This is a genomic window from Brevundimonas sp. MYb52 (genome assembly GCF_002979535.1).
GTDB lineage: Bacteria > Pseudomonadota > Alphaproteobacteria > Caulobacterales > Caulobacteraceae > Brevundimonas.
On record NZ_PCPB01000003.1, the window covers coordinates 180,613 to 205,751 of the forward strand.

A 25,139-nucleotide genomic window follows, 5' to 3' on the forward strand; every position below is an offset into this window, starting at 1 on the left:
GCTTGGCAGGGTGGCCATTTAACTCCTCGCTGGATGGGGCCGGTGACCGCAGAAGTCACCGCATCTAGGATTACTAGGAGTTATAGAAACAATGCGTAACATTCTTCTCGCCGCTGTCGCCGTTTCTGCAGTCGCCGCTCCGGCCTTTGCGCAATCGAACCCTGAGCCGCGCGGATACGGTTCGCTGGGTTATACTCATGTTGAAGGCGACAGCGCCACGACTGGCGCCGTGACGGGCCGCCTGGGCGTCAACCTGAACCGCTACCTGGCCGTCGAGACCGAGGCCTCGGTCGGCGTCAAGGACGACGACTTCACCGTTGCCGGCGTCGACGGCTCGATCAAGCATGAGTGGGACGCCGCCGGTTACGTGGTCGGCAAGTATCCGGTCAGCGACAAGCTGGAGCTGTTCGCACGCGGCGGCTACGGCCACACCGAACTGAAGCAGGAGTTCCCCGGCACCAACACCGATGTGGGCGGCGACAGCTGGAACTACGGCGTCGGCGCCAACTACTACGTTGACGGCGTCAACGGCGTTCGCGCCGACTGGACCCGTCGCGACTTCCGCGACAACGGCGGTGAAGCCGACGCCTATTCGGTCAGCTACGTCCGTCGCTTCTAAGGCCTAACTTCTTCAGTCTGGCGCTGAATACGACGAAGGCCCGCTTCGAGAGGAGCGGGCCTTTTCGTTTGTCCAGAAGGCTGAGGTTTAGGCGACGCCCGGCGCCAGGGCCCAGCGCAGCGAGTTCTCGCCGAAGGGCTTGATGAAGAAGTCGCGATAGCGCTCGAAGACCTCGACGATCTTGGCTTTCAGATCCTGGGTCACGGACTCGCCGCGTTGGCGTTTCAGGGCCGCGACGCAGTTGACCACGATGTCCTGATGGGCCGAGCCGCCCATATGTTTCAGCACCGTGGCCACGTCATGGGCCAACGGATCGCTGAGCTTTTCAGCCCACGGTGAAACGGTCTGAGTCATTCGGGCGCCATCCCCCTCGTTCTCAATACCTGTAACGGTTTGCAAAAAATTCCGAACAGTGCAAGCGCCGCCGGAAATAATGATTCCCGTTATGTGCTTTTATGGGCGCTTTTGCACAAAAACCGTGCCCGCCGAGTAGCCGGCGCCGAAACTGCAGATCAGGCCCGTGTCGCCCGGTGCGAAGCCGTCGTGCTTCAGGTGGAAGGCGATGATGGACCCGGCCGACGAGGTGTTGGCGTAGTCGTCCAGGATGATGACGTTCTCTTCGGGCTCGGGCTCGCGGCCCAGCACCTTTTTGCCGATCAGGGTGTTCATGTTGATGTTGGCCTGGTGCAGCCACATCCGTTTCAGGCCGTGCGGGTCCAGGTTCAGCTCGGCGGCGTGGTCCAGGATCATCTCCGAGACCATGGGCACCACCTCCTTGAAGACCTTGCGGCCTTGCTGGACGAACATCTTGTCGGTCAGGCCGTCGGACGACACCGGCTCGCTTGCGCCCGTCGGCAGGGCGGCGCGGTTCAGGAAGCCGAAATTATTGCGGATATTGTTCGAGAAGCTGGTCTTCAGTCGCGTGCCAACGATGTCCCAGCCGCCCGGTCCGGCCTGATCCTCGGCCTCGATGATGACGGCGGTGGCGACATCGCCGAAGATGAAGTGGCTGTCGCGATCCTTGAAGTTCAGGTGGGCCGAGCAGATCTCGGGGTTGACCATCAACACGGCCTTGACCGAGCCCGAGGCCACGAAGTCCGCCGCCGTCTTGATGCCGAAGGTGGCGGAGGAGCAGGCCACGTTCATGTCAAAGGCGAAGCCCTCGATCCCCAGCGCCTGCTGCACCTCGATGGCCATGGCGGGGTAGGGGCGCTGCATGTTGGACGCGGCGCAGATGACGGCGCCGATCTCGCTGACCGGCTTGCCCCAGGCCTTGATGGCGTCCTGCGCGGCCTTCACGGCCATCTCGGCGAGGATCGACAACTCGTCGTCGCCGCGTGCGGCCAGGTGGGGCAGCATCCGCTCGGGGTCGATGATGCCCGACTTGTCCATGACGAAGCGCGATTGAATGCCTGAAGCCTTCTCGATGAAGGCCTCGGACGAGGGCGTCTTCATCTCCAGCTCGCCAGCCGCGATGGCCTCGGCGTTCTCGGCGTTCCAGGCCTCGGCCCAGGCGTTGTAGGCGGCGACCAGTTCGGCGTTCGAGATGGACTGCTCCGGCGTAAACAGACCGGTGGCGGAGATGACGGCTTTTTGCACAGGGAGAAGTGTCCGTTGCGATGACGAACGACCTCAATAGGCCGGTGGAAGGCTCCGGTCGAGACTGGCCTTGATGCCGCGCCACCATCTGTTGATCCGCCCGCGCGGCGGGGCCGGCAGGGGGTGATCGCGCGCGGCGATCAGGGCCTCGACCAGATCCTCGGCCTCGCACGGCCAGCCGTCCGGGGTGACATAGACCGGATAGCCGATCAGGGCGGCGTGGATCAGGCTCTGCAGGCTGGCGCGGCGGGTTCGGCGGTCAAACGCCAGCCGGTCGTCGGTCAGGCCCCAGCCCGCATAGAAGGGGCGGCCATAGACGCTGACCCCCTTGCCGCGCATCAGGGCCTCGAACCCGGTCAGCGAGGTCAGGGTCGCCAGCCGGTCGCAGGCGTTCAGGCAGTCGATGATGTCCAGATCGTCGGCCGAGGCGTCGACCTCCTCCATCGCCGCATGGTCCAGCAGGCCGGGCCGGTTGCCCGCCGTCACATCGGGGTGGTTGCGATAGATCAGGAAGGCGTCGGGATGATCCGCCCGCGCCGCCTTCACCAGGCCCGAGTTGGTGCGCAGGTCCGGTCCGCAGCCCATCATGATCGAGCGGTCGTTCTCGACCTGGCCCACGACCAGCAGGATCGGTCTGTCGGTAGGCCAGCTTGCCGGAACGCCCGCCCCCTTCAGATTGTATTTCGACAGACCCGCCTCGACCACGCGGGCGCGAAGGGCCTCGGCCCGCGCCGCCTGATCCGGGGACGGCTCGCCCGCCTCGATCAGGCTTTCCAAACGGCTGGGCCGGGTCGGATCGTAATAGACGCCCTGGTCGTCCAGGGCGACCGACAGGGCGCCGAAGAAGTCGGACCCCAGCCCGCGCGAGCGGATAAAGCCGTCCTCCATCCGCACGACCGGCCCTTCGAAGGTGTCGGCGGCGGCGCGGATCTGCGGCGTCTCCTTGCCAGCCCACCAGATCAGCTTGCCGCCTGTGGCTCGCGCATGGGCGACGGCGGCGGATGAGCGCCAGAAATAGCGGACGCGGCCCTTGGGCGAGTTCAGCAGACGGCGAACCGGCGGCCGCTTGGCCGGGGCGAACCCGACCGCCGCCCAGTCGCCCGCTAGCCGGTCGGCCCTGTCGCGCAGCGCGATCAGCCGCTCCAGCGCCGCCTCGGCCTCGCAGCGTTGTCCGGTGATGGGATCGACATAGCGGGTGTAGGCGATCAGGGCCGCCGCCGCGATCTGTTCCAGATCGCGCGGGGCGCCGCGCCGTCCGGTCTGGATGGCGTCCGTGGTCAGGCCCCAGCCGGAATAGAAGGGGGCGCCGAAGCAGCGCACGGGCAGGCCGCGCAACAGGGCCTCGAACCCCAGGGCCGAGGTCACGACATAGACCGCATCCACCGCCGCCAGCAGGTCGGCGGGCCGCACGTCGTTGTCGATCAGGGTGACGCCGTCCAGTTGATCCGCCGGGATGCAGCCAGCCTTGCGCCCCGCCGCCACCGCCGGGTGACGCTTGACGATCAACTGGGCGTCCGGCTCGTCCCGCCGGGCGGTCGCCAGCATCTCGGAGAAGCTGGCTTCGGTCGCCAGGCCATAGCCGATGGAGGCGTCGCCGAAGGTCTGGTCCACGATCAACACGCGGCGGCCAGGCTTCAGCAGGCTCGTGTCCAGCGGCCCGCCCATATTGGTCTTGGACACGCCCGACGTCACAATGCGGTCGATCAGGCCGCGCGACCGCCCCCGCATGGCGGCGTCGCACCAGTCCGGGGCTGTGTCGATCAGTTGTTCCAGCCGACTGGGTCGCGTCGCGTCGTAATAGACGCCCAGATCGTCGACGATGAGGCTGAGGCTGGTCGCCCCGCTTTCGCCGATGCCGACCGAGCGCAGAAAGCCGTCCTCCAGCGCCACATAGGGTTTGCCATGCTTTTCCGCCCAGCGCCGTCCCGCCGCCGCCGTTGGCTTCATGCCCCAGCCGAGGACGACTTCGATCGACGATCCGGGCAGGGCGGACAGCGTGTAATCTGGCAGGAAGGCGGACAGGAACGGCACCTTCAGCACCCCCGGCGCACAGACCCAGGCACGGGTTTTGGACGAGGGCGGCAGCGGTGCGATCATGGGGTTTGTCTACGGTTTGCCGCAGCCGGACGCCACCCCACTTCCTTCTCCCGCAAGGGAGGGGGTTAGAGGCCCGCCAGCAAGTCCTGTGCGGCGTGCAGATGCAGCCGCTCCACCATCTCTCCCTCGACGCGGATCACGCCCAGCCCTTCGGCTTCCGGGGCGGCGAAGGCGGCGACGACCTTGCGCGCCCATTCGATCTCTTCAGTCGAGGGGCCGAACGCCGCGTTGGCCTCTTCGATCTGCGACGGGTGGATCAGGCTCTTGCCGTCAAAGCCGTAGAGCCGCCCCTGCGCGCATTCGGCGGCAAATCCGGCTTCGTCCTTGATGCGGTTGAACACCCCGTCGATGGCCAGCAGGCCGTTGGCGCGGGCATGGGCCACGACCGCCGCCAACCAGGGCTTCAGCGGTTCGCGATTCGCAGACACGCCCGTCCTCAGATCCTTGGCCAGATCGTTGACGCCCAGCATTAGGCCGCTCAGCGCCCCGTCGGCATCGGCGATGTCTTTCAGGTCCACCAGGGCGCGCGGCGTCTCGATCATAGCCCACAGATCGACGCCGGGACGAAGCGTCGCCGACAGGGCGTGAACCATGGTCGCGCTCTCGACCTTGGGCGCGACGATCAGGTCGACGGGCGTGTCGCGCAGGGCCTTCAGGTCGTCGGCGCCCCAAGGCGTGTCCAGTCCATTGATCCGCACGCCGAGGCGCGGGCCGAAGCCGCCTGCATGCGCTGCCGCGACGGCGGCCGCGCGGGCCTCAAGCTTCATTTCGGAGGCGACCGCATCCTCGAGGTCCAGCACGGCCACGTCGCAGGTCAGTCCGCGCGCCTTCTCCACAGCCCTCGCGTTGGAGGCGGGCAGATAGAGGACGCTGCGGGCGCGCGTCTTGGACGGATGGCTCATGCTCGGCTTCCAGGCTGCTCGGTGCGGACGATAGCGATCGTGCGAGCGGGATCAATCGGCCCAGAGCCTTGCCGCGCCGCGAACGCCCGAGGAATCGCCCCATTGCGCGGGGGAGATCCGCCCCTGCCAATGATCCGAGAAGGCATGGCGCGCCACGATCGCGGGCAGGCGCTCATACAGTTCGCCGACGTTCGACATCCCGCCGCCCAGGACAAAGACCTCGGGGTCGGCCAGATTGACCACCATGGCCAGGGCTCGCCCCAGTCGGTCGATGTAGCGGTCCAGGGCGACGGCGGCTTCCGCGTCGCCTGCGCGCGCAGCCTCGATCACGGCTTGGGCCTTCCACGCGCGGCCGGTCGTCACCTCATGGTCGCGCTGGAAGCCCGTGCCTGAAATCCAGGTCTCCAGGCAGCCGCTGAGGCCGCACCAGCAGGCCGGGCCGGGCGCTTCGTCGGCTGTGGGCCAGGGCAGGGAGATATGACCGATCTCGGCCGCGACGCCGTGCGCGCCCTCGATCAGCTTGCCATCGATCACCAGTCCGCCGCCGCAGCCGGTGCCCAGTATGACGCCGAACAGGCCGCCGACGCCGACGCCGGCCCCGTCCACGGCCTCCGACAGGGCCAGGCAGTTGGCGTCGTTGGCCAGGCGCACAGGGCGCTTCAGCGCGGCCTCGAGGTCATCGCCGAAGGGGCGTCCGTTCAGATAGGTCGAGTTGGCGTTGCGGATCAGGCCGGTGTGCGGCGAAGGCGAGCCCGGAATGGCCACGCCCACAGATCGCGCTTCACCCGCCCTGGCCTCGACCTGCGCGATCAGGTCCGCGACGAGGGCGAGGGCGGCGTCATAGCTTCCCGGATTGGGTTCGCGGATGCGCGCGGCGAAGGCGCCGTCGTCGGCTATGGCGGCCGCCTCGATCTTGGTGCCGCCGAAATCGACCCCGATCCGCATCAGGCGGCGAAGACCTTGGCCATCAGTCCTTCCAGTGCGGCGGCGTCCACGGCGTCGAAGGCGGCGATTTCTGTGGCGTCCACGTCCAGCACGGCGATCAACTCGTCCGCCTCATCCAGCACCGGAACGACGATCTCGCTGGCCGAACGGCTGTCGCAGGCGATGTGACCGGGGAAGGCGTGGACGTCCTCGACCACCTGGGTCTGGCGCGTCTTCGCCGCCGCGCCGCAGACACCGCGCCCGAAGGGGATGCGCAGGCAGCCCAGCGTCCCCTGATAGGGACCGACCACCAGTTCCTCGGGCTTGGCGTCGTCCACGACGTAGAAGCCGGTCCAGAAGAAGGCCGGAAAGGCGTCGGCCAGCATGGAGGCGACAGTCGCCATGCGCGCGGTCCGGTTCGGCTCGCCGTCCAGCACCGCCAGAATCTCGGCCTCGACCTCGGCGTAGCGTTCGGCCTTGTCGGCGGGGCGGTCGTCGCGGGCGACATAGGACATGAGGGTCTCCTTCTCGTTACCGCCATATAGGCTGTGGCCTTGCTGCACAAAGGGGCGGGCTGCGCGATCTGAGAATTAGAACAAAATAAGAACAATTGACTTGAAGCTCGGACGAACCACGCGATAGCATCGCCCTTTAATCAGTAGGGGAGGGCCGAGATGAACAGGGCATCGCAGGCGGATGAAGACTTCGCGCGGCAAATGGCGTGGCTGGATCGCGAACTGGCGCTGAGGGTCGAAGAGGCCCGCGCCGGCGACCCAGGCAATCGCGCCCTGGCCGTGGGGCTGTTGATCGGTTTGGTCGCGGGCATGACGCGCGGCGGGTCCGCCCCGTCGTGAGCCGGACGCGGCCGGCATCGACGGACTTGGATCGCCTGCGGCTGGACGAAATCGACTGGTCGCGCTGTTCGGGGCGGGACCTGCATCGCCTGGCCGAAGGCGCGGCCCAGGCGGCGATGCGAAGGAAATTGGTAGGCCCGGAGGGACTCGAACCCCCAACCAGACCGTTATGAGCGGTCGGCTCTAACCATTGAGCTACAGGCCCCCGAAGCAGGGAGGACGTGCCTAGCAGGGGATGCGTCCGCTGCAAAGACGCCTCGGACCTGTCGTGCTTTTCACGTCGATGAACGGAACCTGCACAGGGGGCTTTTGCGTTTGTTCAGCTTGAAACGGCCAAGGTAGGGTCGTGGCTGGCGAACACGCCTGACCGATCGATTTCGACGGAGACTATGATGACCCGCACCGCACGCGCCCTGATGCTGGGCACGGCCCTGATGACCCTGGCGGTTCCCGCCGTTGCCTCCGCCCAGGCTACGGGCGCTTCTCCGATGCAGGTGCACGCCATGGCTCAACAACCCGCCCTCAACCTGTCCGCCTATGGCGAGGTCAAGGTCGCGCCGGATCAGGCGACGATCAACTTCGGCGTCGTCACCGAGGCCGCTACGGCCCAGGAGGCCATGACCCAGAACGCCCAGCAGATGACCCGCGTCGTCGCCGCCCTGCGTCGCGCGGGCATCGCCGAGCGCGACATCCAGACCTCGGGCCTGAACCTGTCGGCGCAATACGATTATCAGCAGAACGAACCGCCCAAGCTGCGCGGCTATCAGGCGACGAACCGCGTCACCGTGGTCATCAACGACCTGACCAAGGTCGGCGCGACGGCCGACGCCGTGGTCACGGCGGGCGTCAATCAGATCGACGGCATCGCCTTTGGCCTGAAGGACGCCAAGGCGGCCGAGGATCAGGCGCGCCAGCTGGCCGTGCGCGCCCTGCAGGACAAGGCGCGGCTCTATGCTCAGGCTCTGGGCGTCCAGTTGGGCGGGGTTCGATCCCTGACCGAGGGCGGCGGCTTCACGCCGGAACCGCCGCGTCCGATGTACGCCCGCGCCATGGCCATGGACGCCGGCGGCGCCTCGACCCCGGTGTCGGCCGGCGAACTGACGGTTCGCATCGACATCAGCGGAACCTACGACATCGGTCGTTGATCGGCTGAATCGATCAAAAGAGGAGGGCCTGCCAGCGATGGCAGGCCCTTTTCGCGTTTCATTACCGCGCCTTCATTTGACGCTTGCCGTGTGCGCCCTATGCTCGCGCCAGGCCGCGCGTGGCCACTGATCGGACGGCCGCCTTTTTCATGAAACAGTTCTTCCTGACCATGCTTGGCGTCTTCGCCGGGCTCGTGGCCTTCTTCATCGTCCTGCCGATCGTGGCCCTGCTGTTCTTCGCTGCTGCCGCCGGCGCCTCCAAGCCGGCCACGCCTGCCAATTCTGTGCTGGAGCTGGATTTGCGCGAGGGGCTGACCGATCAGCAGCCGACCAATCCCTTTGCGGCCTTCAGCGGTTCCGGCCTGTCGGTGATCCACATCGTCGACACCCTGGCCCAGGCCGAGAAGGACGACAGCGTCAAGGTTCTGCTGGTTCGCGCGCCTGAGGGCGGCATGAACCCCGCCGCCGCCGACGAAGTGCGCCAGGCGATCAACCGCTTCCGCGCTTCGGGCAAGACCGTTATCGCCCACAGCCAGGGCTTCATGCCGATCGGAGCTGTGGTCTCCAGCTATATGGTCGCGGCCAGCGCCGACCAGTTGTGGATGCAGAACACCGCCAACTTCCAGGCGGTCGGCCTGTCCAGCGACAGTCTGTTCCTGGGCCGCGCCTTCCAGAAATACGGCGTCAAACCTGAGTTCGAGCAGCGTTACGAGTACAAGAACGCCGTCAACGAATACACGCAGAGCGACTATACCGGCCCGCACCGCGAGGCGATGACGGCCTGGATGACCTCGATCTACGACAGCGCCCTGGCCAATGTCGCCCGCGACCGCAAGACCACGCCCGAGGCGTTGAAAACGACCATTGAGGCCGGCCCCTATTCCGCCGAACAGGCGCTGTCGCTGAAGCTGGTCGACAAGATCGGTCAGGTCGAGGAAGCCGAAGCCGCCGCCAAGGCCAAGGCCGGCAAGGACGCCAAGATCATCAAGTTCGGCGACTATGCCTCGCTGCAGGGCGCGCGTAACGGCTCGGGCAAGTCGGCCATCGCCATTGTTGGCGGCGAGGGCGCCATCACGACCGGGCGCGGCCAGAGCGCCTCGCCCTTCGGCTCGGGCTCGGACATCCGTTCGGATGACACGGCCAAGGCCATCTATGACGCCATCGAGGACAAGAGCGTGAAGGCCATCGTCTTCCGCGTCTCGTCGCCGGGCGGCTCGCCGGAGGCGTCCGAGCAAATCCTGGCTGCGGTGCGCGCGGCCAAGGCGGCGGGCAAGCCAGTGGTGGTGTCCATGGGCGCCTATGCGGCCTCGGGCGGCTACTGGATCAGTTCGGAGGCCGACTGGATCGTGGCCCAGCCCTCGACCCTGACCGGCTCCATCGGCGTCTTCGGCGGCAAGTTCGTGCTGGCCGACGCCCTGGGCCGCTTTGGCCTGGACATGCGCGGCCTGTCGGTCGGCGGTGACTACGCCGACGCCTTCTCGCCGGTGCAGGGCTTCGACCAGGGCCAGCGCGCCGCCTTCGCCGCTTCGATGGATCGCGTCTATGAGGAGTTCGTCGCCCGTGTCTCGACGGGCCGCAAGCTGCCGGTTGAACGCGTGCGCGAAATCGCCAAGGGCCGGGTCTGGACGGGGGCTCAGGCCAAGACCCTGGGTCTGGTCGATGAACTGGGTGGCCTGAACGAGGCTGTCATCAAGGCGCGCAAGCTGGCCAATATCCCGACCAGCGAGTCGGTGCGGTTCAAGCGCTTCCCTACGCCGCAGTCGCCGTGGGAGGCTCTGGCCTCGGCCTTTGGCGCTTCCGGCCAGGCGGCTGACGCCATGGTTTCGGTCGGTCGCGTCATGGGCGATCCGGCGGCCCAGGCCATGCTCAATCAGGTCGAGGCCGAGCGTCTGCGTAGCCGCGGCGCCGTGGTGCTGGCGGACCAGCCGGCATTTTGATGGCGAAAATCCTGACTGATGCGTGATGTCGCAGTCCATTGACCGTTCAGGTCGATGGACCGACATTGGGTTTCAGGCGTTCCTTGATCGGCGCGCCATGAGAGGCAGTTCCATGATCCAGTCCGACCCCTTCGCCCAGATCGGCTTCAACGCCCGACGCCGCACCGGCGGCGGCTTGCTGGCGCCCTTCGTCTGGCTCGGCGGTCTGATCGCCACGGCCTTGGCTGTGACCGTGGGCGCGGTTCTGGCCGTGCTGACCGCCGCCGCCGTGGCGGTGATCGCCCTGATCGCCGGGGTGGTGGTCTTCTTCGCCGGTTTCGCTTTCCGCGCCCGTCGCGCTCGCGCCGCCACGGCCCGTCGCGACGAGGGCGTGATCGACGCCCAGAAGGTCGGCGACACCTGGGTCGCCTACGGCTGGGAACGTGAAGGGCGCTGATCGAGCGCCATGCTGAGCATCACTGACGCCCCGTCGCCCAATTTCAACGCCCGGCGCGGCCCGCCGGACATGCTGGTGTTGCACTATACCGGGATGGAGACGGCCGAGGCGGCTGTCACGCGTCTGCGCGATCCGGCGGCCGAGGTCTCGGCCCACTATGTCGTCAACGAGAACGGCGTGATTCTGCGCCTGGTGCCGGAAGAGCGCCGCGCCTGGCACGCCGGTCGGGGCGCCTGGCAGGGCGAGACTGACATCAACGCCGCCTCCATTGGCGTAGAGATCGTCAATCCGGGCCATGAGTTCGGGTATCGCGCCTTTCCTGAGGCGCAGATCGACGCGGTGATCGACCTGATCGCCGACATCCGCGCGCGCTGGACCATCCCCGACGTCCGCATCATCGGCCATTCGGACACGGCGCCGGACCGCAAGCAGGACCCGGGCGAACTGTTCCCGTGGAAGCGTCTGGCCGAGGCCGGGCATGGCCTGTGGTTCGATCCCGCGCCCGAGCGCGTCGCCGCCCTCGGCGCCGACCTGACGCCGGGTGACGAGGGGCTGGGCGTCATTGTCCTGCGCTCGGGCCTGCATCGGCTGGGCTATGGTCTGAAGCCGGGCGGCGACTACGACGACGAGACCCGCCTGACGGTCGAGGCCTTCCAGCGCCACTGGCGGCCTGATCGCGTGGACGGCGTCGCCGACGGCGAAACCCGCGCTCGCCTCGTCGGCCTGCTGCAACTGGCCAGCGCAGAGAGCGTTACCGGCGTTCTGGACTAGAATTCTCCCTCCCCTTCATGGGGAGGGTGGCTGACGCGAAGCGGCAGACGGGTGGGGACGCTTCGGCGGTTCACGCGCACCCTAATATTTGCCTCGTCCTCCCCACCCGGTCGCTGCGCGACCACCCTCCCCATGAAGGGGAGGGAGAAAGCAGGCGTTGACCTTGGCTCCGTTCGCGCGCACTTAGCCCCCGCCAGACGGCCGGGCGGTCGCGGCGAGAGCTTGCTCTTGTCGAGGAAAGTCCGGGCTCCACGGTGAAGAGGCGGCGGGTAACTCCCGCCCGGGGTGACCCGAGGGATAGCGCCACAGAAAGCAAACCGCCTGGGCTCCGGCCCGGGGAAGGGTGAAAGGGTGGGGTAAGAGCCCACCGCGTCGGCGGCAACGTCGGCGGCATGGCAAGCCCCGCCTGGAGCAAGACCGAATAGGGACGTCGCGCGGTTTCGGCCGCAGGGTTCACCGCCCGAGGCGTCCGGGTAGGTCGCGAGAACCGTCCAGCAATGGGCGGTCCAGAGGAATGATCGTCGCCGCTTTCGGGCGGAACAGAACCCGGCTTACAGGCCGTCTGGCATTTATTCTTGGGCCTATCGGCCTTCGGCCTACTTGAGGCCCGTTTTTTTGGGGCCTACCGCGCTTCGCGCTACTTGAGGCCGTTTCCCGCTCAACTTCCGCCGTCATCCTCGGGCTTGACCAGCGTTGGGCCGCGCTCATCATCGCCGCCGTCGCGCGGATGGATGGGCCGAGTGGTCGCCATTAACCCCTGCGTTGAAAACATGGCGGAAAAAGCCGTCCACAGGCTGTGAATACTCTTGATGTTGCTTGTATGTTCTCATTTGACACTTACGGAAGCGTTCGGCGAACTGCAAATTTGGTTAAAGGGTGTCAACTAATCCCATTGAGGCCCATCTGATCCCATGCTATCCCATAGCCTCATGAGTAGGGGCTGTGGCCCGACGCGTGGTGTCATCAACGGATTTCAGGGACGGGCCGCGGGGCTCGATTGGGGCAGGGCGTGTTTCTCTCGACCTACGAGAAGCAGCTGGACGGCAAGCGCCGTCTCCTGATCCCTCAGGAATTCCGCACGGCTGAAAACGGCGCTGAACACGGCGTCTTCTGCTTTCCCTCCATCGAAGCGGACTGCCTGGAAGCGGGCGGCGACAAGCTGTTCGCCGAATACCGCGCCGTCATCGAAAGTCTGCCCTTCGGCGATCCCTACCGCTCGGCGCTAGAGGCCTCGATCTTTGGCGAGCAGAAGCCGTTGTCCTATGACTCGGCCGGCCGCATCACCCTGCCGGAGCACCTGTGCGCCGAGGTCGATCTGTCCGACACAGTCGTCATCTACGGCGTAGGCGAGCGCTTCCAGATCTGGAACAAGGACAAGTGGGCCGCGCACCGCGCCGAGCAACGCCGCATGGCGCGCGAGGGCCTGAAGCAGTTCGGCGAGATGCGCCGTCAGGCGACAGTGGCGAAAACCGGAGGCGCAGCGTGACCTCTCCGCACGCCCCCGTTCTTCTGGCCGAAGTCCTTGAGGCTCTGAACCCGCAAGCTGGCGACGTGATCATCGACGCCACCTTCGGTGCGGGCGGCTATACCCGCGCCATCCTGGATCGCGGGGCCCAGGTCATCGGTCTGGATCGCGACCCAACGGTCCAGCCGCACGCCGACGCCGTCGCCGCCGCCTATCCGGGCCAGTTCCAGCTGATCCGCACGCCCTTCTCGGGCCTGGCCGAGGCCTTCGCCGAGAGCGGCAAGGCCCAGCTGGACGGCGCCGTCTTCGACATCGGCGTCTCGTCCATGCAACTGGATCAGGCCGAGCGCGGCTTCTCCTTCATGCGCGACGGGCCGCTGGATATGCGGATGGGCGACACGGGGCCGACCGCCGCCGATCTCGTCAACACCTGGGATCACGGGCCGCTGGCCCACATTTTCAAGCAGTATGGCGACGAACGTCAGTCGGGCCGGGTCGCCACCGCCATCCTGCGTCGCCGCGTCGAGCAGCCGTTCAGCCACACCCTGGATCTGGCCGAGGTGATCGAAAAGGCCCTGGGTGGTCGTCGTGGCGCGCCGATCCATCCGGCCACCCGCGTGTTCCAGGCCCTGCGTATCGCCGTCAACGACGAGCTGGGTCAGTTGGAGCGCGGTCTGGAAGCCGCCGAGGCCACGCTGGCGCCGGGCGGCCGTCTGGTTGTTGTCACCTTCCATTCGCTGGAAGACCGCATCGTCAAAGCCTTCCTGACCGAGCGCACGGGCAACTCGCCCGGCGGCTCGCGTCATGCCCCGGTCGCGGTGGAAACCCGCAAGCCCAGCTTCGATCTGATGTTCAAGGGTGCACGCGAGGCGGGCGAGGCCGAGCTGGCTGCCAACCCGCGCGCCCGCTCCGCCCGTCTGCGCGCCGCCGTCCGCACCGAGGCTCCCGCCTGGGGCGCGATTGGAGGGAAGCGGTCATGATCGCCGTTCCTATTCCGGTGAAGCGTCTGTTCGATTGGAAGGTCCGCGGCGTGCGCTGCGTCGAGATCATCGGCGTGGTCTGCGTCGCCGCCCTGGTCTTCTCGGTCTATATCGCCAAGGCCGCCGCGGCCCGGGAAAGCAGCGAGATCAGCCGTATCGAGAGCGAGATCCGCGAGAACCGCCAGCGCGTCCGCCTGCTGCGCGCTGAAGCGACCCGGCTGGAGCAGCCAGCGCGGCTGGAGGCCCTGTCGCGCGAGATCGGCCTCGGCCCCGTTGATGTGCGTCGCCAGGCGGTCGAGGCGGGCCTGCCCGCCATCGCTCCGCCGCCGGCCGTCGCGCCTTCCGCGCCCGTTACTGCGCCTGCCGCCGGGGAGACCCTGCATTGAGCGTTCATGATCATCACGGCATGGACTATCGTCGTCCCGCGCCGGGTCGCGCGCAGCCGCGTCCGCAAGGGCCGTCGGTGGGCGGCCTGTTCGCCGCCTGGGGGCGCTGGGTCGCCAACTGCGTCTGGTGGCTGGAGCACTCGTTCGAGCGCGCCCGCGCCGACGGCCGCCCGGAAGAAGACACCCGCGTCCGTATTTTCCTGATCCTGGCGGTGTTTTCGGCCGTCTTCGCCTGTCTGGCTCTGGGCGCCGCCCACGCCGCCCTGTTCGCGCCGCGCGGCGGTTCGGGCGCGGGCTTCAACGCCAACGCCTTGACCCGCGCCGATCTGGTGGACCGCAACGGTCAGCTGTTGGCCACCAATATCACCCACTACGGCCTCTATATCGATCCGCGCGAGATCTGGGACCCCGCCAGCGCCAAGGCCCAACTGCGCCGCGCCCTGCCGCGCGTCTCGGCCAAGCGCCTGGATCGCGTGTTGGGCGGCGAGCGCCGCCTGCTGGTCCTGAACGGTCTGACCCCGTCCGAGCGCAGCGCGGTCCACGCTCTGGCCCTGGGCGGCGTCTCGTTCGAGCCCGAGGATCGCCGCGTCTATCCGCTGGGCACCTCTGCGGCGCATCTGATCGGTCGCGCCGATACGGGCGGCGAAGGCGTGTCGGGCACCGAGCTGGCCTTCAATCAGGAAATCCGCGCGGCGGGCGCTGCGGGCGAGGATTTCCAGCTGTCGATCGACCTGCGTGTCCAGGGCGTGGTCGAGAACGAACTGGCCGCCGCCGCCGAGCTGGCGAAGGCCAAGGGCGCTGTCGCTGTGGTGGCCGATGTTCAGACGGGCGAGATTCTGGCTATGGCCAGTTGGCCGACCTATGACGCCAACCGTCGCAACAGCGCCCCGAGCGAAGCGTTGATGAACCGCGTCACCTCGGCCCACTATGAGATGGGCTCGGTGTTCAAGAGCTTCACCGTCGCCGCCGGCATCGACACCGGCCGGGCCGACATGAACACCCTGTTCGACGCCTCGCAGGCTCTGCAGATCGGCCGCCGCCGGATTACCGACTTCCACGCCACCAACAAGGTGCTGACGCTGGAGGAGGTCTATCTGCACTCGTCCAACATCGGCACCTCGCGTCTGGCGGTCGAGATGGGCGGCGATGTGATGCGCGACTACTTCCGACGCCTGGGTCTTCTGGACGCCGCTCCGATCGAGCTGAAGGAGTCGGCCGCTCCGCCCAAGGTGCGCAAGTGGGACGACACCACCCTGGCCTCTCTGTCCTTCGGCTATGGCATCATGATCACGCCGATTCAGTATGTCGCCGCCTATGGCGCTCTGGTCAACGGCGGTCGTTATGTGCAGCCGACCCTGCGCAAGGGCGGGCGCCCCAATGCGCCGACCCATCAGGTCGTCTCGCCCGAGACCTCGGCCACCATGCTGGATCTGATGCGTCGCAACGTGACGCGTGGTTCCGGCCGCTTCGCCGATGCGCCGGGCTTGCGGGTCGGCGGCAAGACCGGCTCGGCCAACAAGCTGGTCAACGGTCGCTATAATCCTGCCGTCGCCGTCGGCTCCTTCGCCGGGGTCTTCCCCGCCGATGGCCCGGTGACAGCCAAGCGCTACACTGTCTTTGTCCTGATGGACGAGCCGGGAACCTTCCCGCGGACCGGCGGCTATGTCGCTGCGCCGGCCGTGGGCCGTATCGCCGACCGCATCGCCCCCTTCCTGGGCGTCCAGCGCAAGGCCGACCGCTGGTCCACCGCCCTGGGCGAAAAGATTCCTGAGTTCCAGGACGTCGAGGGCGACGGCCGATGAGCGCGCTTCGCCTGTCCGAAATCCTGCGCCGCGACGTCAGCTCGGACCCCGAGATCACCGCCGTCACCGCCGACAGCCGCAAGGTCGTTCCCGGCGCCCTGTTCGTGGCCCTGCCGGGCGCGTCCGCTGACGGCCGCGCCTTCATCCCGCAAGCCCTGGCCAAGGGCGCCGCCGCCATCCTGGCCCCCGCCGACACGCCGGCGGGCGCCGCTCCCCTGCTGGTCGCCTCGGGCGACGTGCACCGCGCCTATGCCTTGGCCGCGCGCAGCTTCTATGGCGCCCAGCCTAAGACCTGCGTGGCGATCACCGGCACCAACGGCAAGACCTCGGTCGCCAACTTCTGCCGTCAGATCTGGGCGGGCATGGGCCTGAAGTCGGCCAGCATGGGCACGCTGGGCGTCGTCGGTCAGAAGGGCGAAAAGACCTATGCTCTGACCGGTCCCGGCCTGACCAGCCCCGATGCCGCCGACGCCGCGCGCCTGCTCGCCGAACTGGCCGCCAAGGAGGTGACGCACCTGGCGCTGGAGGCGTCGTCGCACGGCATCGAGCAGCGCCGTCTGGACGGGGTGGCCATCCGGGCTGCGGGCTTCACCAACCTGACCCAGGACCACCTCGACTATCACGGCACGATGGAGGCCTATCGCGCCGCCAAGCTGCGCCTGTTCGAGGCCCTGCTGCCGCGCGGGCGCACCGCCGTGCTGAACGCCGACTCCGACGCCTATTCGGCCTTCGCTTCCGCTTCGATCATGGCCGGTCTGGGCGTCATGGGCGTGGGCGAGCGCGGGCGCGACCTGTCGCTGATCGCGCGCCGGGCCACGCCGGAAGGCCAGCGCCTGACCATCGACGCGCGCGGTCGCATCCATGATGTCCTGCTGCCGCTGGCCGGGGCCTTCCAGGCCTCGAACGCCCTGGTGGCGGCGGGCCTGTGCATTGCGGGCGGTGAAGACCCCGACCGCGTCATCCCGGCCATGGAGTTCATCCAGGGCGCACAGGGCCGCCTGCAGCGCATCCCCGGCGAAGGCTCGCGCGGCGGCGAGGTCTATGTTGACTACGCCCACACCCCCGACGGTCTGGAGACGGTGCTCAACGCCTTGCGCCCTCACGCCACCGGCCGTCTGATCGTCGTCTTCGGCGCTGGCGGCGACCGCGACCGCGCCAAGCGGCCGATGATGGGCGAGATCGCCGGTCGTCTGGCCGACGTGGCCATCGTCACCGACGACAATCCGCGCTCGGAGGACCCCGCCGCCATCCGCGCCCAGGTCCGCGCCGGCTGCCCCGACGCGCTGGAGATCGGCGACCGCCGCGAGGCCATTCATCACGCCGTATCGCTGATGCGCGAAGGAGATGTGGTGGTGATCGCCGGAAAAGGGCATGAACAGGGACAGATCGTCGCCGGGGTCATCCATCCCTTCGACGACGCCACCGAAGCGACCGAAGCCCTGCGCGATCATGCCTGACACCCAAACGCCGCTCTGGACCGCCGAAGCCATCGCCTCGGCGACCGGCGGGCAGCTCCACGGCCCCGACGCAACTGTCTCGGGCCTTACCTACAACAGCCGTGAAATTCAGCCGGGCGATCTCTTCCTGGCCCTGCACGGCGCGCGCGACGGGCATGAGTTCGCATCCGCCGCCTTCGCCGACGGCGCAAGCGTCGCTCTGGTCGACCGCCCGGTCGAGGGCGGGCCCTATGTGCTGGTGCCCGACACCCTGAAGGGACTGGAGGCCATGGGCGTCGCCGCCCGCGACCGCGCCCGCCTGCGCGGCGCCGTCACCGGCAGCGTCGGCAAGACCAGCGTGACCCAGGCGATCAAGGCCGGTCTCGACCTGGCCGGGGCCGCCCACGCCTCGATCAAGAGCTACAACAACCATATCGGCGTGCCGCTGACCCTGGCGCGGATGCCGCACGGCACCGACCGCGCCGTGTTCGAGATCGGCATGAACCATCCGGGCGAGATCGGCCCGCTGTCGGCCTTCGTCCGCCCCCACGCCGCCTGCGTCACCACGGTCGGCCCCGTTCACATCGAAGCCTTCGCTGACGGCGAGGCGGGCGTGGCGCGCGAGAAGGCCGCCATCTTCCAGGGCCTGATCCCCGGCGGGATCGCCGTGGTCAACGCCGCCGATGTCCACGCCGACATCGTGCGCCAGGGCGCGCTGGACGCCGGGGCCGTGCTGCGGACCTTCGGCCATGACGCAGGCTGCGATGCCCGTCTGCTGACCTTTACGCCCGACAGCGAAGGCGCGACCGTCACGGCCGAGTTGGACGGCCAGCGCATCGAGTATCGCCTGGCCCAGTCGGGCGTGCACTGGGGGCTGAACAGCCTGTGCGTTATCCTGATGCTGCAGGCGCTGGACGTTTCGCTGGACACGGCGCTTCAGGCTCTGGCCGGCTTCCAGCCTCTGGCCGGGCGCGGGCAGATGAAGACGGTCGCCGTCCCCGGCGGCGCCTTCACCCTGATCGACGAGAGCTACAACGCCAATCCCCTGTCGATGAAGGCGGGCTTCGTCAGCCTCGGCGCAAAGCCCGTGGGGCAGGGCGGCCGCCGCGTCGTGGTCCTGACCGACATGCTGGAGCTTGGCGACCACAGCCGCGCCCTGCACGAAGGCCTGGCTCCGGCCATCGAGGCGGCGGGTCTGGATGTGGTGCACACGGCGGGTCCGCAGATGCGCCTGCTTTACGACATCCTGCCGCCGTCGCTGCGGGGCCAATGGCGTGAAACCGCCGCCGAACTGGCCGCCGAGGCCGCCGCCCTGGTCCAGCCCGGCGATGTCGTTATGGTCAAGGGATCGAACGGATCGCGCGCCTCGCTGGTCGCGGCGGCCCTGGCCAAGCTCACACCTGAAGGCGACAACCCCTCAAGCAGCGCCGCGCCGCGCGCGACGCGATAGGGTCACTTACTATGTTCTACCTGCTCTATCTCTACTACGCGGACATCGCTCAGGAATATCCGCTGCTGCACCTGATCCAGTATCAGACGGTGCGCGTGGCCCTGGCCATGGCCACGGCCATGATCGTCGCGGTCGCCATGGGCAGCCGCTTCATCAACTGGATTCGCGCCAAGCAGGGCCGGGGCCAGCCGATCCGCGACGACGGCCCGGTGTCGCACCTGTCCAAGGTCGGCACTCCCACCATGGGCGGGCTGATGATCCTGGCGGGCATCGGCGTGGCCGTCCTGCTGTGGGGCGACCTAACCAATCCCTATATCTGGATCGTCTCAGGCGTGACGGCGGCCTTCGGCGTCCTGGGCTTCATCGATGACTACGCCAAGGTGACCAAGCAGACCTCGGCGGGCCTGACCTCGAAGCAGAAACTGGCGGCCCAGGCGGTCGTGGCCGTGATCGCGGGCGTGCTCACCGTCGTCTGGATGACCTATTCCCCGACCTCGCCGGGGCTGGAAACCTCGATCGCCTTCCCCTTCCTGAAGGCTATCCTGCTGAACATTGGCTGGTTCTATGTGGCCTTTGCCGCCTTCACCATCATCGGCTTCTCCAACGCCGTGAACCTGACCGATGGTCTGGACGGCCTGGCCATCGTGCCGGTGATGATGGCGGCGGGCGCCTTCGGCATCATCAGCTATCTGGTCGGCAACTTCCTGTTCGCCGACTATCTGCAGGTCCACCATGTGCCCGGCGCGGGCGAGCTGGCCATCTTCTGCGCCGCCATGATCGGCGGCGGCATGGGCTTCCTCTGGTACAACGCCCCCCCGGCCAAGATCTTCATGGGCGACACCGGCTCGCTGGCTCTCGGCGGCGCGCTCGGCTCCATCGCCGTGGCGACCAAGCACGAGCTGGTGCTGGGCATCGTCGGCGGCCTGTTCGTGGTCGAGGCGGCCTCGGTCATGATCCAGGTCGGCTACTTCAAGCTGACCGGCAAGCGCATCTTCCTGATGGCGCCCATCCACCACCACTTCGAAAAGATGGGCTGGCCGGAATCCACCGTCGTCATCCGTTTCTGGATCGTCGCCGCCATGCTGGCGCTGCTCGGTCTGGCCACGCTGAAGCTGCGCTGATCCCATGATCCCGGTTCCCGGCTTCGAGGGGCGTCGCATCGCGGTCTTCGGCCTGGGCCGTTCCGGTATTACGGCGGCGCGCGCGCTTCAGGCCGGCGGCGCCGTCCCCGTCCTGTGGGACGACGGCGTCTCGGGCCGGATGCAGGCGGAGGCCGAGGGTTTTGTCGTCGAGGACCTGACCCGCGCCGACTGGTCGGGCTTCGCCGCCCTGGTCCTGTCGCCGGGCGCGCCCCTGACCCATCCCAAGCCGCACTGGACCGTCGAGCGCGCCCATCAGGCAGGCGTGCCGGTCATCGGCGACGTCGAGCTGTTCGCCCGCGCTCTGGACGTCCTCCCGCAAGGCCAACGCCCCCGCGTCGTCGCCATCACCGGCACCAACGGCAAGTCCACCACCACGGCTCTGATCGGCTGGGTGCTGAAGTCGGCGGGCCTGAGCGTCCACATCGGCGGCAATATCGGCATCGGCGTCCTGGCCCTGCCGGCCCCGACGCCCGACGCCGTCTATGTCATCGAGGTCTCGTCCTACCAACTGGACCTGACCACGACCTTCGCGCCCGACGTCGCCATCCTGACCAACATCAGCCCCGACCACCTGGACCGCCACGGCGGCATGGAAGGCTATGTCGCCGCCAAGCGCCGGATATTCCCGGCGCAGGGGGCGGAGGCGCTGGCCCTGGTCGGCGTGGATGAAGCCTGGGGGCAGAGGATCGCGGCGGACCTGCGCACTCAGGGGTGCCGTGTCGAGACGGTCGCCAGTCTTCCTTCTCCCCTTGTGGGAGAAGGTGGCAGGCGGAGCCTGACGGATGAGGGGTCTCTCACCCTCTCCGAAAGCACACCTGAACCTTCTGTAGGCGAAACCCCTCATCCGAGCCCTTCGGGCCCACCTTCTCCCACAAGGGGAGAAGGGTATGAGGCGACGGCTGGCGTCTTGCTGGCCGACGGCGATGTGCTGGCCGACCTCTCCGCCGCCCGCTCGCTGCCCGGCCGTCACAACGCCCAGAACGCCGCCTTCACCTATGCCGCCGCCCGCGCGCTCGGCGTATCGCACGAGGCGGCGGTCGAGGGTTTGCTGACCTTCCCCGGTCTGGCGCACCGGATGGAGGCCGTGGGCCGTCTCGGCGGCGTCCGCTTCATCAACGATTCCAAGGGCACCAACGCCGACGCCGCGCGTCAGGCCCTGGCTTCCTATCCCTCCGTCTTCTGGATCGCGGGCGGCAAGGCCAAGGAGGGCGGCATCGAAGCTCTGCGCGACCTCTTCCCCCACGTCGCCAAGGCCTATCTGATCGGCGAGGCTGCCGACGCCTTCTCCGTCACCCTGGCTGACACCCCCCACGTGGTGGCGCATACGATGGAGCGCGCCGTCGAGCTGGCCGCCGCCGACGCAGCCGCGGCCGGGGGCGAGCAGGTCGTCCTGCTGTCGCCCGCCTGCGCCAGTTTCGACCAGTTCCCTGATTTCGAGGTGCGGGGCGAAGCCTTCCGCGCCGCCGTGCTGGCGCTGGGCGCCAAGCCTGAGCCCGCCGCATGAGCCAGAGCTACAGCCATCCCTTTTCGCGCAATGATCAGAGCCTGATCGCGCGCTGGTTCTGGACCGTGGATCGCGGCTTGCTGGGCGCGGCCCTGACGCTGGTGGCGCTGGGCGTATCGCTCAGCTTCGCCTCCAGCCCCGCGGCCATTCTTGCCGACGAGTCGATCACGGACCCCTTCCACTATTCGTGGCGGATGATCGTCTGGGCCTCGATGGGCACGACCCTGATGCTGACCACCTCCCTGCTGTCGCCGCGCGGCGTGCGGCGGATCGCGGTCCTGGCCCTGTTCGGGGCCATCGTGGTCATGGCGGCTCTGCCGTTTATCGGCGACACGGTGAAGGGCGCCGCGCGCTGGGTGAACCTCGGCCCGTTCAGCCTGCAACCGTCCGAGTTCGCCAAGCCCGGCCTGATCGTCTTCGCCGCCTGGATGTTCGCCGAGGCCCAGAAAGGGCAGGGGGTTCCCGGCGTCAGCATCGCCTTTGGCCTTTGGGCCCTGACGGTCGGCCTGCTGCTGATCCAGCCCGACATCGGTCAGACCCTGCTGATCACCACCACCTTCATGGCCGTCTTCTTCATGGCCGGGGTGCCGCTGAAATGGGTGGCCGTTATCGCCGCCATGGGCGCGGGCGGGGTGGTGTCGCTCTACTTCACCTTCAGCCACATGCGGGACCGTCTCAGCCGCTTCCTGTCGCCCGAGACGACCGACACCCACCAGATCGACAAGGCGTCCGAGGCCATCCGCGCCGGCGGTCTGGTCGGACGCGGCATCGGCGAGGGGGTGATGAAGCGCTCGGTCCCCGACCTGCACACCGACTTCATCTATTCGGTCGGCGCCGAGGAGTTCGGCCTGGTCCTGTCGCTGATCCTGATCGGCCTCTACGCTTTCATCGTCATTCGCGGGATGAAGAAGGCGATGAAGCTGAACGACCCGTTCGAGCAGACCGCGGCGGCGGGCCTGTTCATGCTGATCGGGCTTCAGGCCTGCATCAATGTGGCGGTGAACCTGAACCTGATCCCGACCAAGGGCATGACCCTGCCCTTCATCAGCTATGGCGGGTCGTCGATGATGGCCATGGGCCTGACCATGGGGTTTGCCCTCGCCCTGACGCGGCGCCGTCCGGGCGCCTATGAGCCGGGCTCCAACATTTCGCCGCCGCGCCGTCGCCTGCTGCCGTAAGAGAGTATCGCATGAACAAGGTCTGCGTCGTCGCCGCCGGGGGCACTGGCGGCCATATGTTCCCCGCCGAGGCCCTGGCCCGCGAACTGGCCTCGCGCGGCTGGCGCGTGGTTCTGGCCACTGACGCACGCGGCGAGCAGTACGCCCATGCCTTTCCTGCCGAGGAACGCCTGGCGCTGGACGCCGCCACCGGTCGCGGGCCTATCGGCTTGCTGAAGGCCGGTCTGGCGATTTGGCGCGGCGTCGGACAGGCCAAGTCGGCCTTTGACCGCACCGGCGCGGACGTGGTGGTCGGCTTTGGCGGCTACCCTTCCGCCCCCGCTCTGGTCGCCGCCATCCTGCAAAAGCGCCCGACTCTGATCCATGAACAGAACGCGGTGCTGGGCCGCACCAATCGGATGCTGGCGCCGCGCGTCGGCGCCGTGGCCTCGGCCTTCCCGACCCTCGGCCGCGCGCCGGAGGCGGTGAAGACCCGCGCCCAGGTGGTCGGCAACCCGGTCCGCCCCGACATCCGCGCCCTGTTCGACCGCACCTATGTCGCGCCCGCTGGCGACGGCCCCATCCATGTGCTGGTGACCGGCGGCAGTCAGGGCGCCCGCATCCTGTCCGAGACTGCGCCCCGCGCCCTGGCGGCCCTGCCTGAGGCCATCCGCAGCCGCCTGCACGTCCAGCAGCAGTCGCGCCCCGAGACGCTGGAAAGCGCCCGCCAGATCTATCTGGAGGCCGGCATCAAGGCCGAGGTCGCCCCCTTCTTCCGCGATATGGCGGATCGCCTGTCCAAGGCGCATCTGGTCATCGGCCGCGCCGGGGCCTCGACCTGTTCGGAGCTGGCGGTTGCGGCCCTTCCGTCCGTGCTGATCCCGCTGAAGATCGCCATGGACGACCACCAGACCCTGAACGCCCGCGCCCTGTCTGAGGCCGGCGCCGCCCGCGTCATCGCCGAGGACGACGTGACGGTGGACAGCCTGACCGCTGTCCTGGCCGAGGTTCTGTCCGACCCGGTCAAGCTGACCGCCATGTCCGCCGCCGCCCGCTCGGTCGCCATCCCCGACGCGGCGCAAAGGCTGGCCGACCTGGTCGAAGCGGCGATTTAAACCCCTTCCTCCCTGTCGCGCAGCGATGGGGAGGTGGCTCGGTCGCGCAGCGGACGAGACGGAGGGGGCGTCTCGAAGCCTGACTCCGCGCCGCCCCCTCCACCGCGTAGCCTGTCCTCGGGCTCGCCGAAGGCGAGACCCGGGGGCGGTCCCCCTCCCCACAAATGGGGAGGAAAGACGGGCGTGGCCCCGGTCGGCGAAGCTGGCTAGGCTTCGCCCATGCCTCAGTTCGTCGTCAATCTGACCAACAACGTCTTCGCCCTGTGGAATCAGTTCCACTGGCTGCCCGAATGGGCGGTGATCACCATCATCACCGCCGTCTTCGTCTTCATCGGCTGGGCGGCCAATCAGGTCGTCTTCGCTCTGTTGAAGCTGGCCGTGCGCAACCGCGACGTCTTCTGGAAGGGCATGCTGGGGCGCGCCCGACTCAAGGTGCGCATCGCGGTGATGATCATCGCCCTGGCCCTGGCGGTCACGGTCTCGCCGCTGGACCCGGAACCCTCGCTCTTCATCCGGCGCACCCTGTTGTTCGGCTTCATCCTGGTCTGCGGCTGGATGCTGGCGGGCGCGGTGGACATGGGGGCGGTTGTCCATCTGAAGAAGTTCAACATGGACACGGAGGATAACCTCCTGGCCCGCAAGCACGTCACCCAGACGCGCATCCTGCAGCGTGTGGCGGCCATCCTGATCGGCCTGATCACGCTCGGCTTGGCGCTGCTGACCATTCCGGGCGTGCGCCAGTGGGGGCTGTCGCTGCTGGCCTCGGCGGGGGTGGTGGGCATCGTCGCCGGTCTGGCGCTGCAACCCTTCCTGACCAACCTGCTGGCCGGCATCCAGATCGCCACGGCCCAGCCCATCCGACTGGACGACGCCGTCATCGTCGAGGGCGAGTGGGGGCGGGTTGAGGAGATCACCTCGACCTATGTCGTGGTCAAGCTTTGGGACTGGCGGCGGATGATCCTGCCCCTGACCTATTTCATCCAGAAGCCGTTCCAGAACTGGACCCGCGACGACAGCCGCCTGATCGGCGTCGCCTTCCTCTATGTGGACTACGAGGCGCCGATCGACCGCCTGCGGGTCAAGTTGGAGTCCATCGCCCACGCCTCGCCCCTGTGGGACGGCGACGTGGTGTCCCTGCAGGTCACCGACATTACCGCCCGCGTGGCCCAGGTCCGCTGCCTGACCAGCGCCAGGAACGCCTCGGTCGCCTTCGACCTGCGCTGCGAGGTGCGTGAGAAGATGCTGGCCTTCATGCGGGATGAATGCCCCCAAGCCCTGCCGAGGGACCGGGTGGACCTGGATCGAAACAGTCGCGACATTCTCCCTCCCCTTCATGGGGAGGGTGGGTGAGGCCGATAGGCCGAAGCCGGGTGGGGGCGGCGCGGCAAATCAAGCGCCGCACCTGTATTGCCACGCCC

At 67.9% G+C, this 25,139-nt stretch carries 23 protein-coding genes, 1 tRNA gene and 1 other RNA gene; 18 read left to right on the forward strand and 7 right to left on the reverse strand.

Features of this window, described 5'->3' with window-relative positions; translation table 11 throughout:
* Positions 1–91 precede the first annotated feature (91 nt).
* Complete coding sequence (locus CQ039_RS06300) at positions 92–619, forward strand: porin family protein (RefSeq protein WP_105563066.1); 528 nt, start codon at positions 92–94, stop codon at positions 617–619.
* Between the two features lie 87 nt (positions 620–706).
* Here CQ039_RS06300 and CQ039_RS06305 read toward each other — a convergent pair whose 3' ends face one another.
* The 6 genes from CQ039_RS06305 to CQ039_RS06330 form a co-directional block, all read right to left on the reverse strand.
* Entirely contained in the window at positions 707–973 is a 267-nt protein-coding gene (locus CQ039_RS06305; RefSeq protein ID WP_105563065.1) for a hypothetical protein, read from the reverse strand.
* A 99-nt stretch (positions 974–1,072) separates the two neighbouring features.
* Entirely contained in the window at positions 1,073–2,218 is a 1,146-nt protein-coding gene (locus CQ039_RS06310; protein ID WP_105563064.1) for a beta-ketoacyl-ACP synthase III, read from the reverse strand.
* Positions 2,219–2,251: 33 nt separating this feature from the next.
* Complete coding sequence (locus CQ039_RS06315; protein WP_233190182.1) at positions 2,252–4,315, reverse strand: capsular polysaccharide biosynthesis protein; 2,064 nt, start codon at positions 4,313–4,315, stop codon at positions 2,252–2,254.
* Between the two features lie 65 nt (positions 4,316–4,380).
* Positions 4,381–5,217 carry a CoA ester lyase gene (locus CQ039_RS06320; protein WP_105563063.1) on the reverse strand — a complete coding sequence of 279 codons (837 nt, stop codon included), beginning with the start codon at positions 5,215–5,217 and terminating at the stop codon, positions 4,381–4,383.
* A gap of 51 nt (positions 5,218–5,268) precedes the next feature.
* Positions 5,269–6,165: an ROK family protein gene (locus tag CQ039_RS06325; RefSeq protein WP_199183625.1), complete on the reverse strand. Its 897-nt coding sequence runs from the start codon at positions 6,163–6,165 to the stop codon at positions 5,269–5,271.
* Positions 6,162–6,656 (reverse strand): GAF domain-containing protein, encoded by a 495-nt coding sequence (locus tag CQ039_RS06330; RefSeq protein WP_105563061.1) that lies wholly within the window; start codon positions 6,654–6,656, stop codon positions 6,162–6,164. The genes CQ039_RS06325 and CQ039_RS06330 overlap by 4 nt, the downstream gene beginning before the upstream one ends.
* Before the next feature lie 159 nt (positions 6,657–6,815).
* Between CQ039_RS06330 and CQ039_RS06335 the strand changes: the two genes are divergently transcribed.
* Positions 6,816–6,995: a hypothetical protein gene (locus CQ039_RS06335; protein WP_105563060.1), complete on the forward strand. Its 180-nt coding sequence runs from the start codon at positions 6,816–6,818 to the stop codon at positions 6,993–6,995.
* A 129-nt stretch (positions 6,996–7,124) separates the two neighbouring features.
* Here the strand turns inward: CQ039_RS06335 and CQ039_RS06340 are convergent.
* Positions 7,125–7,200 (reverse strand) — tRNA-Ile (locus tag CQ039_RS06340).
* 187 nt (positions 7,201–7,387) lie between these two features.
* On the opposite strand from CQ039_RS06340, the gene CQ039_RS06345 reads away from it, so the two are divergent.
* From CQ039_RS06345 to CQ039_RS06420, 16 genes are all read left to right on the forward strand, one after another.
* On the forward strand, positions 7,388–8,140 hold the full coding sequence (locus CQ039_RS06345) for an SIMPL domain-containing protein (protein WP_105563118.1): 753 nt from the start codon (positions 7,388–7,390) through the stop codon (positions 8,138–8,140).
* Positions 8,141–8,289: 149 nt separating this feature from the next.
* The gene (gene sppA / locus CQ039_RS06350; protein WP_105563117.1) at positions 8,290–10,077 is read left to right on the forward strand and encodes a signal peptide peptidase SppA; all 1,788 of its coding nucleotides are present in this window, start codon (positions 8,290–8,292) and stop codon (positions 10,075–10,077) included.
* A gap of 112 nt (positions 10,078–10,189) precedes the next feature.
* Positions 10,190–10,513 carry a hypothetical protein gene (locus CQ039_RS06355; RefSeq protein WP_199183620.1) on the forward strand — a complete coding sequence of 108 codons (324 nt, stop codon included), beginning with the start codon at positions 10,190–10,192 and terminating at the stop codon, positions 10,511–10,513.
* 9 nt (positions 10,514–10,522) lie between these two features.
* On the forward strand, positions 10,523–11,284 hold the full coding sequence (locus tag CQ039_RS06360; protein ID WP_105563058.1) for an N-acetylmuramoyl-L-alanine amidase: 762 nt from the start codon (positions 10,523–10,525) through the stop codon (positions 11,282–11,284).
* Positions 11,285–11,477: 193 nt separating this feature from the next.
* Positions 11,478–11,854, forward strand: an RNA gene (rnpB, locus tag CQ039_RS06365) — RNase P RNA component class A.
* Positions 11,855–12,293: 439 nt separating this feature from the next.
* On the forward strand, positions 12,294–12,770 hold the full coding sequence (locus tag CQ039_RS06370) for a division/cell wall cluster transcriptional repressor MraZ (protein WP_105563116.1): 477 nt from the start codon (positions 12,294–12,296) through the stop codon (positions 12,768–12,770).
* Positions 12,767–13,729, forward strand: a complete 963-nt coding sequence (gene rsmH / locus CQ039_RS06375; RefSeq protein ID WP_105563057.1) for a 16S rRNA (cytosine(1402)-N(4))-methyltransferase RsmH — start codon at positions 12,767–12,769, stop codon at positions 13,727–13,729. Before CQ039_RS06370 ends, rsmH begins: the two co-directional genes overlap by 4 nt.
* Positions 13,726–14,115: a cell division protein gene (locus CQ039_RS06380; RefSeq protein ID WP_105563056.1), complete on the forward strand. Its 390-nt coding sequence runs from the start codon at positions 13,726–13,728 to the stop codon at positions 14,113–14,115. Before rsmH ends, CQ039_RS06380 begins: the two co-directional genes overlap by 4 nt.
* A 20-nt stretch (positions 14,116–14,135) precedes the next feature.
* Complete coding sequence (locus CQ039_RS06385) at positions 14,136–15,917, forward strand: penicillin-binding protein 2 (RefSeq protein WP_233190185.1); 1,782 nt, start codon at positions 14,136–14,138, stop codon at positions 15,915–15,917.
* Positions 15,914–17,374 (forward strand): UDP-N-acetylmuramoyl-L-alanyl-D-glutamate--2,6-diaminopimelate ligase, encoded by a 1,461-nt coding sequence (locus tag CQ039_RS06390; protein WP_105563054.1) that lies wholly within the window; start codon positions 15,914–15,916, stop codon positions 17,372–17,374. Before CQ039_RS06385 ends, CQ039_RS06390 begins: the two co-directional genes overlap by 4 nt.
* Entirely contained in the window at positions 17,367–18,803 is a 1,437-nt protein-coding gene (gene murF / locus CQ039_RS06395; RefSeq protein ID WP_105563053.1) for a UDP-N-acetylmuramoyl-tripeptide--D-alanyl-D-alanine ligase, read from the forward strand. Before CQ039_RS06390 ends, murF begins: the two co-directional genes overlap by 8 nt.
* A gap of 11 nt (positions 18,804–18,814) precedes the next feature.
* Positions 18,815–19,924 (forward strand): phospho-N-acetylmuramoyl-pentapeptide-transferase, encoded by a 1,110-nt coding sequence (gene mraY, locus CQ039_RS06400; RefSeq protein ID WP_105563052.1) that lies wholly within the window; start codon positions 18,815–18,817, stop codon positions 19,922–19,924.
* 4 nt (positions 19,925–19,928) lie between these two features.
* Positions 19,929–21,449: a UDP-N-acetylmuramoyl-L-alanine--D-glutamate ligase gene (gene murD, locus CQ039_RS06405; RefSeq protein ID WP_105563051.1), complete on the forward strand. Its 1,521-nt coding sequence runs from the start codon at positions 19,929–19,931 to the stop codon at positions 21,447–21,449.
* Positions 21,446–22,627, forward strand: a complete 1,182-nt coding sequence (locus tag CQ039_RS06410) for an FtsW/RodA/SpoVE family cell cycle protein (RefSeq protein ID WP_105563050.1) — start codon at positions 21,446–21,448, stop codon at positions 22,625–22,627. The genes murD and CQ039_RS06410 overlap by 4 nt, the downstream gene beginning before the upstream one ends.
* A gap of 11 nt (positions 22,628–22,638) precedes the next feature.
* Positions 22,639–23,721 (forward strand): undecaprenyldiphospho-muramoylpentapeptide beta-N-acetylglucosaminyltransferase, encoded by a 1,083-nt coding sequence (murG, locus tag CQ039_RS06415; RefSeq protein ID WP_105563049.1) that lies wholly within the window; start codon positions 22,639–22,641, stop codon positions 23,719–23,721.
* Positions 23,722–23,940: 219 nt separating this feature from the next.
* On the forward strand, positions 23,941–25,071 hold the full coding sequence (locus CQ039_RS06420) for a mechanosensitive ion channel family protein (protein WP_105563048.1): 1,131 nt from the start codon (positions 23,941–23,943) through the stop codon (positions 25,069–25,071).
* Positions 25,072–25,139 lie beyond the last annotated feature (68 nt).